This window comes from Pseudomonas sp. KBS0710 (assembly GCF_005938045.2).
GTDB lineage: Bacteria > Pseudomonadota > Gammaproteobacteria > Pseudomonadales > Pseudomonadaceae > Aquipseudomonas.
The window spans coordinates 3,706,972-3,719,193 of record NZ_VCCF02000001.1; the positions used below are offsets into that span (position 1 = coordinate 3,706,972).

The window sequence follows — 12,222 nt, forward strand, 5'->3', positions numbered from 1 at the left end:
TTAAGGTTTTATGCATGGCGATAAAAGAAGGCCTTCGCCCGGGAGGCCGCAGTGCCCGGGTCCAGGAATCGGTGCATTCGGCAGTGCGCGAACTGTTGGAAGCCCACGAGCGCTCCAGCGTTACCGTGCCGATGATTGCAACGCGCGCGGGCGTCACGCCCTCGACCATCTACCGGCGCTGGGGCGACTTATCGGTGCTGTTGGCCGATGTGGCCCTGGCCCGCATGCGCCCCGACAGCGAGCCGGCGAATACCGGCAGCCTGCGCGGCGACTTGCAGGCCTGGGCCGAGCAATACCTGGATGAAATGAACTCGGAGCCAGGGCGCAACATGATGCGTGACCTGCAGAGCATGATCACGCCGGGTTATTGCGTGAGCATTCTGAGTGGGCAGTTTCAGACGATTATCGATCGCTACCCACAGAGCACACCGCCGAGCGTGGACCACTTGATCAACCTGCTGGCGGCGCCGACGGTGTTTCGCATTTTGTTCTCAACCGAACCGCTGACGGTGCAAGAGCTGCATGGACTGATCGAGCTGGCACTTAAAGGTTAAAACCCCTGCACAAAACCAAATGTGGGAGCGGGCTTGCTCGCGAAGGCGATATGCCAGTCGACTGATTTGTTGACTGACACACCGCCTTCACGAGCAAGCCCGCTCCCACATTTTGACCGCGTATGACTGCTGCTTAGGTACGCATCCCGCGCCCACTCACCAGCAACCGCGCGCATCCTACATACAGCACCACGGTCGCCACCAGCATGAAGGTGATCGCCACGCTGATCTTGATATCCGACACGCCCAGAATGCCGTAACGGAAGGCGTTAACCATGTGCAACACCGGGTTGGCCAGCGACACCGTCTGCCAGAATGGCGGCAGCAAGGTAATGGAGTAGAACACCCCGCCCAGGTAGGTCAGCGGCGTCAGCACGAACGTCGGGATGATCGAAATATCATCGAAGTTGCGTGCAAACACGGCGTTGATAAAACCCAGCAGCGAGAAGATCGTTGCGGTCAGTACCACCACCAGAATGGTGACCCCCAAGTGATGCACCTGCAGGTGGGTGAAGAACAGCGACAGCAAGGTCACGATCACCCCCACCATCAAGCCGCGCAGCACGCCACCCAGGGTGTAGCCGATCAGGATGGTGTGCGGCGACACCGGCGAGACCATCAGCTCTTCGATGGAGCGCTGAAACTTGCTGCCGAAAAAGCTCGAGACCACGTTGCCGTAGGAGTTGGTGATCACCGACATCATGATCAGGCCCGGCACGATGTACTCCATGTAGGTGAAGCCACCCATGTCGCCAATCTGGCGGCCGATCAGGTTACCGAAAATCACGAAGTACAAGACCATGGTGATCGCCGGCGGCAGCAGGGTCTGCGGCCAGATCCGGGTAAAGCGCTTCACTTCGCGGTAAACGATGGTCTGCAGTGCGACGAGGTTGGGTTGCAGTTCGGAGCTCATACCGCCACCTTCGCCAGATTTTTCTCCACCAGGGACACGAACAACTCCTCAAGGCGATTGGTTTTGTTACGCAGGCTCAGCACTTCGATGTTCTGGGCCGCCAACTGGGTGAACAACGCGGTGATGCCCATGGCCTTGTCCACCTGGACTTCCAGGGTGTGGCCATCGACCAGGCGGCTTGGGTAACCGAGCAGTTGCGGTGCCACCGACAGGTTGTTTTTCAGGTCCAGCAGGAAGGTTTCCACATGCAACTGCCCCAGCAGGTTGCGCATGCTGGTGTTCTCGACGATGGTGCCGTGGTCGATGATGCCGATGTTGCGGCACAGCTGCTCAGCCTCTTCCAGGTAATGGGTGGTGAGGATGATGGTGATGCCCTTCTCGTTCAGCTCGGTGAGGAAGGTCCACATCGAACGGCGCAGCTCGATGTCCACACCTGCGGTCGGCTCATCGAGGATCAGCAGGCGTGGTTCATGCACTAGCGCGCGGGCGATCATCAGGCGGCGCTTCATGCCACCCGACAACGAACGCGATGGCACGTCACGCTTGTCCCACAGGCCCAACTGAGTCAAGTACTGCTCGGCGCGTTCCTTGGCGATTTTCGCCGGGATGCCGTAGTAACCGGCCTGGGTCACGACGATGTCGAAGGTCTTTTCAAACTGGTTGAAGTTGAACTCCTGGGGCACCACGCCGATGGAGCGCTTGAGCGCCGCCGGGGATTTGTCCAGGTCATGGCCAAAGATATTCACCGAGCCGCTGGTTTTGTTGACCAGGGTGGAGAGGATGCCGATGGTGGTGGATTTGCCGGCACCGTTGGGGCCGAGCAAGGCGAAGAAGTCACCTTCGGCAACGTCCAGATCGATACCACTCAGGGCCTGGAAACCGTTGCCGTAGGTTTTGGTTAGCTGCCGGATGGACAGAGCGGAACTCATATCGGATTACGCACCAGAGAAGGGAATAGAAAGAGTAGATGAGCGCGCAGCGCACGTAGTTCAACGGCGGCGCATGACAAGCATGGTGCTTGCCCGCGTCGCACAAGTACAGTCACCTGTATTAATAGTCAGTATTAAGTCAACGCGGTCATCACGGCCTTGCGGTAGGCCGGGCGGTCTTTGAGGCGCTGGTACCAGGCCTCTAGATGGGGCATTGCCGGGCGTTCGATGGGCATCTCGAACCAGGCGTAGGCAAAGCAGCCCAAAGGGATATCGCCCATGCCGAAATGCTCGCCGGACAGGTAGGGTTGCTTGGCGAGGGCCTGGTCGACGGTGTTAAGCGCATCGATACAGGCTTGGCGCCCGGCATTGATGCTGTCCCAGTTCTGTTTTTCTGCCGGGGTGCGCAGGATGCCCCAGAACACCGCCTTGAACGGATCGGCGAGCGTGGACGTGGTCCAGTCCATCCACTTCTCGGCGCTGGCACGGGCTTGCAGGTCGTTCGGGTAAAACTCCGACGCGTTCTTGGCGCACAGATAACGCACGATGGTGTTGGATTCCCACAACACAAAATCGCCGTCTTCGATCATCGGCACCCGACCATTGGGGTTCAGTGCCCGGTATTGCGGCGTGTCGACCACACCAAAAGCCCCGCCCGCATCAATTGCCTCATAGTCCAGGCCGAGTTCCTCGGCGCACCACAGTGCCTTCCTGACGTTTGATGAATTTTTACGACCCCAGATTTTCAGCATGACCGCGCCTTATCGTTGATGAACATGGCTTGATGGACGCAGCAGCATACGCCGGTTCACGCGCGGCTTAAATCGCTCTGCATGTCCCCCAGCAGGATCGGCATGTCGTCGGCAAACAGATGAGGGTAACACTGCCGGATATGCGCGAAGAAAAACGCTTCGGGCACATCGCTGAACTGCCCGTGGTCCAGCACATACTCCATCGAGCGCCGGCCCTGGCGGTTGAAGGCGTGAAACACGCTGTCGCTCACCCCATCGAACTCCAACGGCGGCACGTCGAACAACTCGCACAGTTGGCTGTTGAACGCCGGCGTGGCCTTGACCCAGCGTCCGTGCAGGTACAACTCGGTATAGCCATGCATGGCGAACACATCACTTTTGAGCAGTGCGAGCAGGCGCGGTGTCGATAAATGATTGCGCACATCCGCCAGGCCGATGCGCGCCGGGATCCCGCAATGGCGGGCACAGGCGGCCAATAAGGTGGCCTTGGGCACGCAATAACTCTCGCCAGTGGCCAGGGCAAAGCTGGCACTGAGGGTATTCGGGTCACGGCTGAAGGTGTACGGGTTGTAGCGAATCGCCTCACGCACGGCCAAGTAGAGACTGACCGCCTGGTCACTTAAATCCGGGCGGGTTCCGCGATGTTTTTCGGCGAACTCCACCACCGCAGGGTGGTCACTATCGATGAAGCGGCTGGGATTCAAGTACGTATCCATGAGCTTTATCTCCGAGGCAAGCCTTGAGTCTAACGACAGGTCGGCCCTAGAGATAACGACGATTCGGCCAAATGTCGGCGTGCGCCAGCACAACTCGTTACACCCTCGCCACCGCGCTTTTTCGGATGCCGACTAAGCTCCATGGTGGTTTTGCCCTTGGTTTCACGGAGGATTGAATATGCTGTTGTTGTGGATACTGGTTCTGGTGGTCGGCATTGCCTACCTGGCACACCGCCGCACCGCGCCCCTGCCCGCGCTGGGCGTGGTCGCCGTCTACCTGCTGGCGATGGGGGCCTGGAGCCATGCACCGGGTTGGCTGCTGGTGATCTTCTGGGTGCTGATCGCCGCCGTGGCCGTGCCCCTGTTGCTGCCCGACCTGCGCCGCCAATACTTCACCAAGCCGCTGTTCAGCTGGTTCCAGAAAGTCCTGCCGCCGATGTCCGAGACCGAGCGCGACGCCATTGACGCCGGCACCGTGTGGTGGGACGGCGAACTGTTCAGTGGCCGCCCCGATTGGGACAAGTTGCTGGCCTACCCCAAGGCGCAACTGACCGAAGAAGAACAGGCGTTTATCGACGGCCCTACCGAAGAACTCTGCGCGATGGTCAGCGACTGGGAAATAGGCCAGGCCATGGACCTGCCGCCCGCCGCCTGGGAGCACATCAAGACCCACGGTTTCTTCGCCCTGATCATTCCCAAGGAATATGGCGGCAAGGGTTTCTCCGCCTATGCCCACTCCCAGGTCGCGATGAAACTCGCCACCCGCAGCGGCGACCTCGCCTCCACCGTGATGGTCCCCAACTCCCTCGGCCCGGCCGAGCTGCTGCTGCATTACGGCACCGACGAGCAACGCAACCACTACCTGCCACGCCTGGCCCGTGGTGACGATATTCCGTGCTTCGCGCTGACCGGCCCACTGGCTGGCTCCGACGCCGGCGCCATGCCCGACACCGGCGTGATCTGCAAAGGTGAATGGGAAGGCAAGGAAACCCTTGGCCTGCGCCTGAACTGGGAAAAACGCTACATCACCCTTGGCCCGGTCGCGACCCTGCTGGGCCTGGCCTTCAAGGCCCATGACCCGGACCACTTGCTGGGTGAGGAAGAAGACCTGGGCATCAGCCTGGCGCTGATCCCTACCGACACGCCCGGTGTGGAAATCGGCCGTCGCCACCTGCCGCTGGGCGCCGCCTTCATGAACGGCCCCAACTCCGGCAAGGACGTGTTCATCCCCCTGGAATTCCTTATCGGTGGCCAGGAAATGCTCGGCAAGGGCTGGATGATGCTGATGAACTGCCTGTCGGTCGGCCGTTCGATCTCCCTGCCTGCGGTCGGCACCGGCGCGGCCAAGTTCACCAGCCTGGTGACCGGCCAGTACGCCCAGGTGCGCGAGCAGTTCAACGTGCCGCTGTCGGCCTTTGAAGGTATCCAGGAGGCACTGGCGCGCATCGGCGGCAATGCCTGGCTGATGGACAGCGCGCGCATGCTCACCGCCAATGCCGTCGACCTCGGCGAAAAACCCTCGGTGTTGTCGGCGATCCTCAAGTACCACCTCACCGAGCGCGGCCGCGAATGCATCAGCCACGCCATGGATGTGCATGGTGGCAAGGGCATCATCATGGGCCCCAACAACTACCTGGGCCGCAACTGGCAAGGCGCGCCGATCTTCATCACGGTGGAAGGCGCGAATATCCTCTCGCGCAACCTGATGATCTTTGGCCAGGGCGCAATCCGCTGCCACCCGTTTGTGCTCAAGGAAATGGCGCTGGCCGGCCGTGAAGACCATGACCAGGCGCTCAAGGAATTTGACGGTCTGCTGATGCAACATATCGGCTTCGCCGTCAGTAACGCTGCCAGCACGTTGGTGCTGAACCTCGGCATCGGCCACTTCGAGAAAGCCCCGGGTAACCGCCTCAGCCAGGGTTATTTCCGTGCATTGAACCGCCAGGCCGCAGCGTTCGCCCTGCTCGCCGACTTGAGCATGATGCTGCTCGGTGGCGAACTGAAACGCCGCGAACGCCTGTCGGCGCGCCTGGGTGATGTGCTGAGCCATATGTACCTGGCCTCGGCGGCGCTCAAGCGTTATCACGACCTGGACTCGCCGGATCACCTGGAGCCGCTGTTTGCCTGGGCCATGGAAGAAAGCCTTGGCGAATCGGAACGTGCGCTGGATGAACTGCTGAGCAACTTCCCGAACAAGGTCCTCGGTTGCCTGCTGCGAGTGATCGTGTTCCCGTTCGGCCGTCGTCATACCGGGCCTTCCGATGCGCTGGACGCCGAAGTGGCTGCGGTGATTGGCCGTGCCAAAGGCGACCCGACCCTGGAAGAGTTGCTGGCGGGTTGCTATCGCCCGCAATCGGCAGAAGATCCGGTGGGCGCCCTGCAACACGCCTACGACCTGCTAGGTGCCAGCCACCCCTTGCAGAAAAAACTCCACACGGCGCTCAAAAGCGGCCAGGTCAAACCGGCCGCCGGCGAGCATGCCATCGACGCGGCGCTGCACGCGGGCGTCTTGCAACCGGCCGAAGCGCAAACCCTGCGCGACGCCGAAGCCGCGCGCCGCAAGGTGATCGATGTGGATGATTTCAGCAAGGAAGAGCTGACCCAGGCCGAGGGTAAAATCCGCTGAGTCAGGCGGTCATATAAAAACGGGCGCGTGAGCTATATACTCTCGCGCCCGTTTTTGCTTTAGAGGACTTATCTCGTGTCCAACGTCGTTGCCGATCATCTCGTCTTGCTCGACCACTTGCGCAGCATCCTGGTTGCCGTCGGCGAAGCCGAACAGGTGCCCGAGGAAAGCCATACACTGTTCCTGGAGCGCTTCGACGAATTGCGCGCCCTGCTGCCGATCGACCCGATCGAGAGCCAATACCTGGGCCAGGACCTGATGAGCCAGGTCATCCTGCGCTACCCGCAAATCGCCCATTTGGTGCCCCGTGACCTGCTGTGGTTCTTCGGCGGTGATTGCCTGCACTTCATGCCCGATGAAGAACTGGACCTGTACCAGTCTCTGGAAGAACGTCGCTATGAAGCCGAACAGAACGATGAGCCGTTCGACTGGAACCAGGAAAAGCAACTGCTGGCCATGCCGCAGGATCAGAGCAAGCACTGAGTTTTTCAGAACGCTGAGATCTAAATGTGGGAGCGGGCTTGCTCGCGAAAGCGGTGTGTCAGTCGCGAAAGAAGTTGACTGATCCACCGCTTTCGCGAGCAAGCCCGCTCCCACAGTTGGACCGCATTCCTACCGACGGCGCAATGTCGGCTCCTTCGCCATACACTCCACCAGATAATCAATAAACACCCGCAACTTCGGTGGCAGATACCGTGTAGGCGAATGCAGCAACCACGCCTCGCCATGGTAGGACGCAATAAAATCCCACTCGGGCAAGACCTGCACCAAACTCCCCGCCTCCAACGCATGCCGCGCCGTGAAGTACGGCAAGCTGCCAATCCCCACATGCTGCAACACCGCATCCAGGCGCACGCCGGTATGGTTCGCGGCGTAGCGCCCGCGCACGCCCACGGTCACCGCCTTGGCGCCCTGGCGAAACTTCCAGCGTGAATCCCCCGGCGTTTCCCCCAGGTAAATGCAGCTGTGTTCCAGCAAATCATGGGGATGCTCAGGCGTACCCTGCTCGGCCAGGTACTGCGGCGTGGCACACAGCAAATGCTCGATGAGCAACAGTTGGCGGCCGACCAGGCCCGGCGGCGGGCTGTCAGTGATACGGATGCTGAGGTCCACGTTGTCGTCGATAAGATCTACATGCCGGTCCTCCAGGATCAACTGCACATCCACCTTGGGATAGCGCCGCAAGAACTCCGGCATATGTGGGTGCACCACAAAGCGCCCGACTGCCTTGGGTACACTGACCCGCACCAGGCCTTCGGCCTCATGGGTGAACTGGCCGCTGATCTCCATCACCGAACGCGCCGCGTTGACCATCTCCTGGCAACGCTTGAACACCTCTTCACCGCCTTCGCTCAGGCGCAATTTGCGCGTAGTGCGTTGCAGCAACCGCGTGGCCAGGGCCTGTTCGAGACGCGAGATACTGCGGCTCACTGCCGAGGGTGAAACGCTCAGTTGTCGCGCCGCTTCGGAGAAACTGCCGGTCTCCACGACTTTGACGAAAATCGCCATTTCACCCAGCAGTGGCAAAGGAAGATTGATGCTCATGACGCACAGGTCCATTGATAATTGAACGGATTATCACCCATTCACGCACTATTTATACTGCCCGTAGAACCCTGATGCGGATGTAAATAATGACCGAGCGCCTGTTTTTCACCCACGACCATCTGACTGCCGAACTTGAAGTGCTGAGCTGCACGCCGCACGAAGGTCTGTTTGCCGTCACCTTGCAGTCGACTATTTTCCATCCCCAAGGCGGCGGGCAACCCTTCGACACCGGCTGGCTTGGCGACAGCCAGGTGCTGCGCGTCACCCAGGAAGCCGACCGAGTGGTGCATTACGTTGACCAGCCTCTGGAGCCCGGCCCGGTCACCGCACGGGTCGACGCACAACGCCGTACCCTGCACACGCGCCTGCATTCGGCCGGGCACCTGATTGGCAATGCGGGAGAAAGCCTTGGATGGATGCCGATAAAGGCCCACCATTGGCCGGGCGAATGCAAAATCACCTTTATCCGCGGCGACATGGCCCAGGCCATCGACGCCGAGGCGATTCAGCAACAGGTCAACCAATGGATCGCCGCCGACTACCCGCGCCTTATGACCCTGGAAGACGGTGCCCGTGAAGTGGGTTTCGGCGAACTGCCCGCCTACGCCTGCGGCGGCACTCATGTGCAGGCACTGAGCGAGCTGGGCCAGGTGACTATCCTGGCCTTGTCGGAGAAAAAAGGCGCGCTGTCGGTGCGTTACAGCCTCGACTAAACCGCAATCGCCCCCGCCCGCCCCGGCTCCACCACAAACGACTTGAGGGTCGACACCGTGGCGTTGGGATCGCGCGGATCCGTTATCACCCGAAAATTCGTCAGCATCTTCTGGGCCGCCAGCTCCACCGACACATACCCACGCTGGCGACTGTCGAAAAACTTCACATGCGGATTAAGCGGCAGGATCTTGCTGAACGCCTCAAAGGGCGGGCCATCGGAGGTCACCGAACTGCCGACGAACTCAGTGGCGATCACTGGCGAGTCTGGGTTGTTGGCGTCGGCATGCAGGTCGGTGGTCCAGAACGAGTGGATATCCCCGCCCCAGAACACCGGGTTACTGACCTTGTGACGCTCGATGGACGCCAGCATCCGTGAACGGTTGGCCATGTAGCCGTCCCAGCCATCGGTCCAGTGGCCGACCTTGTGGTTGCTCAGGTCGCGCTGGATCAAGGGCGCCACCAGCAAGTCCTGGGCGATCACATTCCACTGCGCCTGCGACTGGGCAAAGCCCTGGTCCAGCCAGGCCTCTTGTTGCCAGCCAAGCATGGTGCGACCGAGGTCGCGCAGGTCACTGCAAGTATTAGCGGCGATATGCCCCTGATGGCTGCCATTGGCCTGGATGCAGGGTTGCTCGGAGCGATACTGGCGCCCATCCAACACATGAAAACGCGCCAGTCGGCCATAGTCCAGGCGCCGATAAATGCGCATGTCCGGCCCCTTCGGCACGCTGCTGGCGCGCAGCGGCATGTGCTCGTAAAACGCCTGGTACGCCGCAGCCCGCTGCTGGAGAAATTGCGCCACGGGAATCTTCGGGTCCTGGGACCAGCGGTTGGCGTAGTCATTCTGCACTTCGTGGTCATCCCAGGTCGCGACGCTGGGGGCGGCTGCGTGCAGGGCTTGCAGGTCCGGATCGGTTTTGTACAGGGCGTAGCGGTTGCGGTAGTCGCGCAAGCTCTTGGCGTTGCCGCTGCCGTGGGACCGAAAGACTTTTCCCGAGTCGGCCGTGTAAGAGCTGTCGTAAATGTAGTCCCCGAGAAAAAACACCAGGTCGGGTTGCTCTGCGGCTAAATGGCGATAGGCGCTGAAGTAACCGCGCTCCCAATGGGAGCAGGAAACAAACCCCAGCCGGGCCGAGGCCATCGCCTGCAAGGGTGGCGTGGTACGTGCCTGGCCCACCGGGCTCTGCGCGCCGAGGCCTTCGAACTGGTACCAATACGGCCGGCCCGCCGTAAGCCCGGCCACTTCAACATGCACCGAATGGGCGAACCGCTCAGTCGCCAAGACTTCGCCCTGCTTCACGATGCGCGTCATCGCCGCATCGCTGGCCACCCGCCAACGCACCGGTACCGCACGCTTCAACCCACCGCTGCCATCGGCTGCATTGAACAACGGCGCCAGGCGCGTCCAGATCACAAAACCATCCGGCAGCGGGTCGCCCGAGGCCACACCGAGGGTGAACGGGTAATCCACCCCGGCACTGCGCGCAAACGGGCTGAGAATTGCAAACGCTGTAGCGACCGCCAGCCCGGTCAGGACTCGCCGCCTGCCGTGGTCCACTGCGTCATTCACAACGCGCGCTCCCAGTCCTCACGCACGGTGGCAAAGCCCAGCAGGTCTTCGTACACCCCGTTTTTGAGAAACGCCTGACGCAGGCAACCCTCGTAACGCAGGCCGATTTTCTGCATGACCCGCGCCGACTCCTTGTTACGGCCAAAGCATTGGCTGCCTACCCGCTGCAGCCCAAGCTCGGTGAAGCCAAAGCCCATCATCGCGCTCGCCGCCTCAGCGGCATACCCCAGGTTACGCGCATGCGCGGCAACCCAGCCGCCCAAATGCCCTGCGTGATGACGAGCGTTAAGGCGCAGGCTGACCATGCCAACCAACTCACCGGTTTCACGCACATGCATCCCCAGGTTCAACAACTCGCCCGCCCGATATTTGTCGGCGGCCCCGGCAATAAAACTCTGCGCAGTTTCCAAGGTATAGGGCGACGGAATGTTGGCCGTGCTGTCAGCAACTTTCGGCCCGTTGGCGAGCATGAAAAGCACCTCGGCCTGGTCCATTTCCAGTGCCCGCAATAGCAGTCGCGGGGTCGACAATTGAGGCAATGCAGTGGGCATACGCGGCAGCTCTTCAAGTAAATTCTTCCAGAGTGTACTGCCTTCGTGTCAATTGCATTACGTCACAAAAGTGCAAGGTAAAAACTCTGAAAGACGCGTCCTAGAGCCTTTAAAACGTCAATTAAAGTTAACCATTCGGTCATTTTTGGTTGTTAGCGTGTCGCCCCTAATTCAACGACGGGGTAACAGAATGAGAACCTGGGATGAACCCAAGAAACGCAAGGCACATATCGAGTTGATCCCCATGATCGACGTGATGATGTTCCTCCTGGTGTTTTTCGTACTGGTGAGTTTGAACGTGATCCCGGCACTCGGCATGAAGACCCAATTGCCCAGCGCCAGCAGCTCGCAGCAACTCAAGCCGCAGAATAAATTCATCCTGACCCTGGGCCTGCAAGGCCAGCTGCAACTCGACGGCAAGGACCTCACGGTCGACGCTCTGGTGCCGACGCTGAAGGCCGCAGAGAAGCCTGATACCAAGTCGACCATCATCGTCAACAGCGACAAAGGAGTAGAGGTTTCGCGCCTGGTGGAAGTCATGGACACCCTGCGCCTGGGTGGCTTTACCTCCGTGTCCATTGCCACGCGTAAGTCTTGATCATGTATGTACTGTTTCGTGCGCGTCAGCTGCTGGGCAGTGTCCCGGCCCTGATCGCCCTGGTGCTGATTGCACTGGGTATCCAGTCCCAACCGTTGAAAATCCAGCCGCAGTACGACGAGTCGGCGGTCGAACTGGCCCTGGTCGAGCCCGAACCCGAAGCGGTTCCTGAGCCTGTGGTCGAGCAAGAGCCGCCACCGCCGGTGATCGAAGACGAAGAGGCCGAACCGGCCCCGCCGCCGCCGCCGCCCAAGCCCTTGCCAAAACCTGAACCCAAGCCCAAGCCGGTGCCCAAACCCAAGCCCGTGATGGCGGCCAAACCGACGCCAGCGCCAGCGCCAGTCGCACCGGTTGCGGCCAAGCCGGTACAGGCCCCTGTCGCGCCGACACCTGCGCCGCCCGCGCCACCGGCACCGCCCAAAGTGGATGGCCAGGCCCTGGAAGGCGGTTACCTCAAGGGACTGCGCAACGAGCTGGACACGTACAAGCAATACCCCACCGGGCGCCAGGCGTCCCTCGAACGCCCCAGTGGCGAGGTGGTGGTCTGGTTGATGGTGGATCGACAAGGCCGCGTGCTTGATGCCGGGATCCAGACCCCGGCGCCGAGCATGCTGCTCAATCGGGCCGCTACCAATAGCCTGCGCCGCATCAAGCAGGTCAAGCCGTTCCCCGAACAAGCCTTCGGTGGACGTAACGAACAACGCTTCACCGCCACCTTCAACTACAGCGTGCAATAAGCACCCGACACCAG

13 protein-coding genes are annotated in these 12,222 nt (G+C 60.8%); 6 read left to right on the forward strand and 7 right to left on the reverse strand.

Going from position 1 to position 12,222, the window contains the following annotated elements:
- Nucleotides 1-14 precede the first annotated feature (14 nt).
- Nucleotides 15-554 carry a TetR/AcrR family transcriptional regulator gene (locus FFI16_RS16700; protein WP_138815988.1) on the forward strand — a complete coding sequence of 180 codons (540 nt, stop codon included), beginning with the start codon at nt 15-17 and terminating at the stop codon, nt 552-554.
- A 133-nt stretch (nt 555-687) separates the two neighbouring features.
- Here FFI16_RS16700 and FFI16_RS16705 read toward each other — a convergent pair whose 3' ends face one another.
- From FFI16_RS16705 to FFI16_RS16720, 4 genes are all read right to left on the reverse strand, one after another.
- Entirely contained in the window at nt 688-1,467 is a 780-nt protein-coding gene (locus tag FFI16_RS16705) for an ABC transporter permease (RefSeq protein WP_058420148.1), read from the reverse strand.
- Nucleotides 1,464-2,396, reverse strand: coding sequence for an ABC transporter ATP-binding protein (locus FFI16_RS16710; protein ID WP_138815989.1), 933 nt, complete (start codon nt 2,394-2,396; stop codon nt 1,464-1,466). Before FFI16_RS16710 ends, FFI16_RS16705 begins: the two co-directional genes overlap by 4 nt.
- A gap of 134 nt (nt 2,397-2,530) precedes the next feature.
- Nucleotides 2,531-3,148, reverse strand: coding sequence for a glutathione S-transferase family protein (locus FFI16_RS16715; RefSeq protein WP_138815990.1), 618 nt, complete (start codon nt 3,146-3,148; stop codon nt 2,531-2,533).
- 56 nt (nt 3,149-3,204) lie between these two features.
- Complete coding sequence (locus FFI16_RS16720) at nt 3,205-3,864, reverse strand: transglutaminase family protein (protein WP_138815991.1); 660 nt, start codon at nt 3,862-3,864, stop codon at nt 3,205-3,207.
- Between the two features lie 178 nt (nt 3,865-4,042).
- Between FFI16_RS16720 and FFI16_RS16725 the strand changes: the two genes are divergently transcribed.
- Together FFI16_RS16725 and FFI16_RS16730 are read left to right on the forward strand one after the other, a co-directional pair.
- Nucleotides 4,043-6,490, forward strand: coding sequence for an acyl-CoA dehydrogenase (locus FFI16_RS16725; RefSeq protein ID WP_058420152.1), 2,448 nt, complete (start codon nt 4,043-4,045; stop codon nt 6,488-6,490).
- A 75-nt stretch (nt 6,491-6,565) separates the two neighbouring features.
- Nucleotides 6,566-6,973 carry a PA2817 family protein gene (locus FFI16_RS16730; protein WP_065931709.1) on the forward strand — a complete coding sequence of 136 codons (408 nt, stop codon included), beginning with the start codon at nt 6,566-6,568 and terminating at the stop codon, nt 6,971-6,973.
- A gap of 129 nt (nt 6,974-7,102) precedes the next feature.
- Here the strand turns inward: FFI16_RS16730 and FFI16_RS16735 are convergent, their stop codons facing one another.
- On the reverse strand, nt 7,103-8,035 hold the full coding sequence (locus FFI16_RS16735) for a LysR family transcriptional regulator (RefSeq protein WP_138815992.1): 933 nt from the start codon (nt 8,033-8,035) through the stop codon (nt 7,103-7,105).
- 89 nt (nt 8,036-8,124) lie between these two features.
- Here FFI16_RS16735 and FFI16_RS16740 point away from each other — a divergent pair, with 89 nt between their 5' ends.
- A complete protein-coding gene (locus FFI16_RS16740) occupies nt 8,125-8,751 on the forward strand; it encodes an alanyl-tRNA editing protein (protein ID WP_138815993.1) in 627 nt (208 codons plus the stop codon).
- Here FFI16_RS16740 and FFI16_RS16745 read toward each other — a convergent pair.
- Entirely contained in the window at nt 8,748-10,322 is a 1,575-nt protein-coding gene (locus FFI16_RS16745) for an alkaline phosphatase (protein WP_138815994.1), read from the reverse strand. The two genes, FFI16_RS16740 and FFI16_RS16745, sit on opposite strands and share 4 nt — an antisense overlap.
- Complete coding sequence (locus tag FFI16_RS16750) at nt 10,319-10,873, reverse strand: GNAT family N-acetyltransferase (protein WP_138815995.1); 555 nt, start codon at nt 10,871-10,873, stop codon at nt 10,319-10,321. Before FFI16_RS16750 ends, FFI16_RS16745 begins: the two co-directional genes overlap by 4 nt.
- Nucleotides 10,874-11,063: 190 nt before the next feature.
- Here FFI16_RS16750 and FFI16_RS16755 point away from each other — a divergent pair, with 190 nt between their 5' ends.
- The gene (locus tag FFI16_RS16755; RefSeq protein ID WP_056859640.1) at nt 11,064-11,471 is read left to right on the forward strand and encodes a biopolymer transporter ExbD; all 408 of its coding nucleotides are present in this window, start codon (nt 11,064-11,066) and stop codon (nt 11,469-11,471) included.
- A 2-nt stretch (nt 11,472-11,473) separates the two neighbouring features.
- Nucleotides 11,474-12,208, forward strand: coding sequence for an energy transducer TonB (locus tag FFI16_RS16760; RefSeq protein ID WP_138815996.1), 735 nt, complete (start codon nt 11,474-11,476; stop codon nt 12,206-12,208).
- The last annotated feature ends 14 nt before the right edge of the window (nt 12,209-12,222 follow it).

Excerpts from the sequence above, each read along its gene's own strand:
- FFI16_RS16700 (WP_138815988.1), top strand. The coding sequence starts at position 15 with ATGGCGATAAAAGAAGGCCTTCGCCCGGGAGGCCGCAGTGCCCGGGTC.
- FFI16_RS16705 (WP_058420148.1), bottom strand. The coding sequence starts at position 1,467 with ATGAGCTCCGAACTGCAACCCAACCTCGTCGCACTGCAGACCATCGTT.
- FFI16_RS16710 (WP_138815989.1), bottom strand. The coding sequence starts at position 2,396 with ATGAGTTCCGCTCTGTCCATCCGGCAGCTAACCAAAACCTACGGCAAC.
- FFI16_RS16715 (WP_138815990.1), bottom strand. The coding sequence starts at position 3,148 with ATGCTGAAAATCTGGGGTCGTAAAAATTCATCAAACGTCAGGAAGGCA.
- FFI16_RS16720 (WP_138815991.1), bottom strand. The coding sequence starts at position 3,864 with ATGGATACGTACTTGAATCCCAGCCGCTTCATCGATAGTGACCACCCT.
- FFI16_RS16725 (WP_058420152.1), top strand. The coding sequence starts at position 4,043 with ATGCTGTTGTTGTGGATACTGGTTCTGGTGGTCGGCATTGCCTACCTG.
- FFI16_RS16735 (WP_138815992.1), bottom strand. The coding sequence starts at position 8,035 with ATGAGCATCAATCTTCCTTTGCCACTGCTGGGTGAAATGGCGATTTTC.
- FFI16_RS16740 (WP_138815993.1), top strand. The coding sequence starts at position 8,125 with ATGACCGAGCGCCTGTTTTTCACCCACGACCATCTGACTGCCGAACTT.
- FFI16_RS16750 (WP_138815995.1), bottom strand. The coding sequence starts at position 10,873 with ATGCCCACTGCATTGCCTCAATTGTCGACCCCGCGACTGCTATTGCGG.
- FFI16_RS16755 (WP_056859640.1), top strand. The coding sequence starts at position 11,064 with ATGAGAACCTGGGATGAACCCAAGAAACGCAAGGCACATATCGAGTTG.
- FFI16_RS16760 (WP_138815996.1), top strand. The coding sequence starts at position 11,474 with ATGTATGTACTGTTTCGTGCGCGTCAGCTGCTGGGCAGTGTCCCGGCC.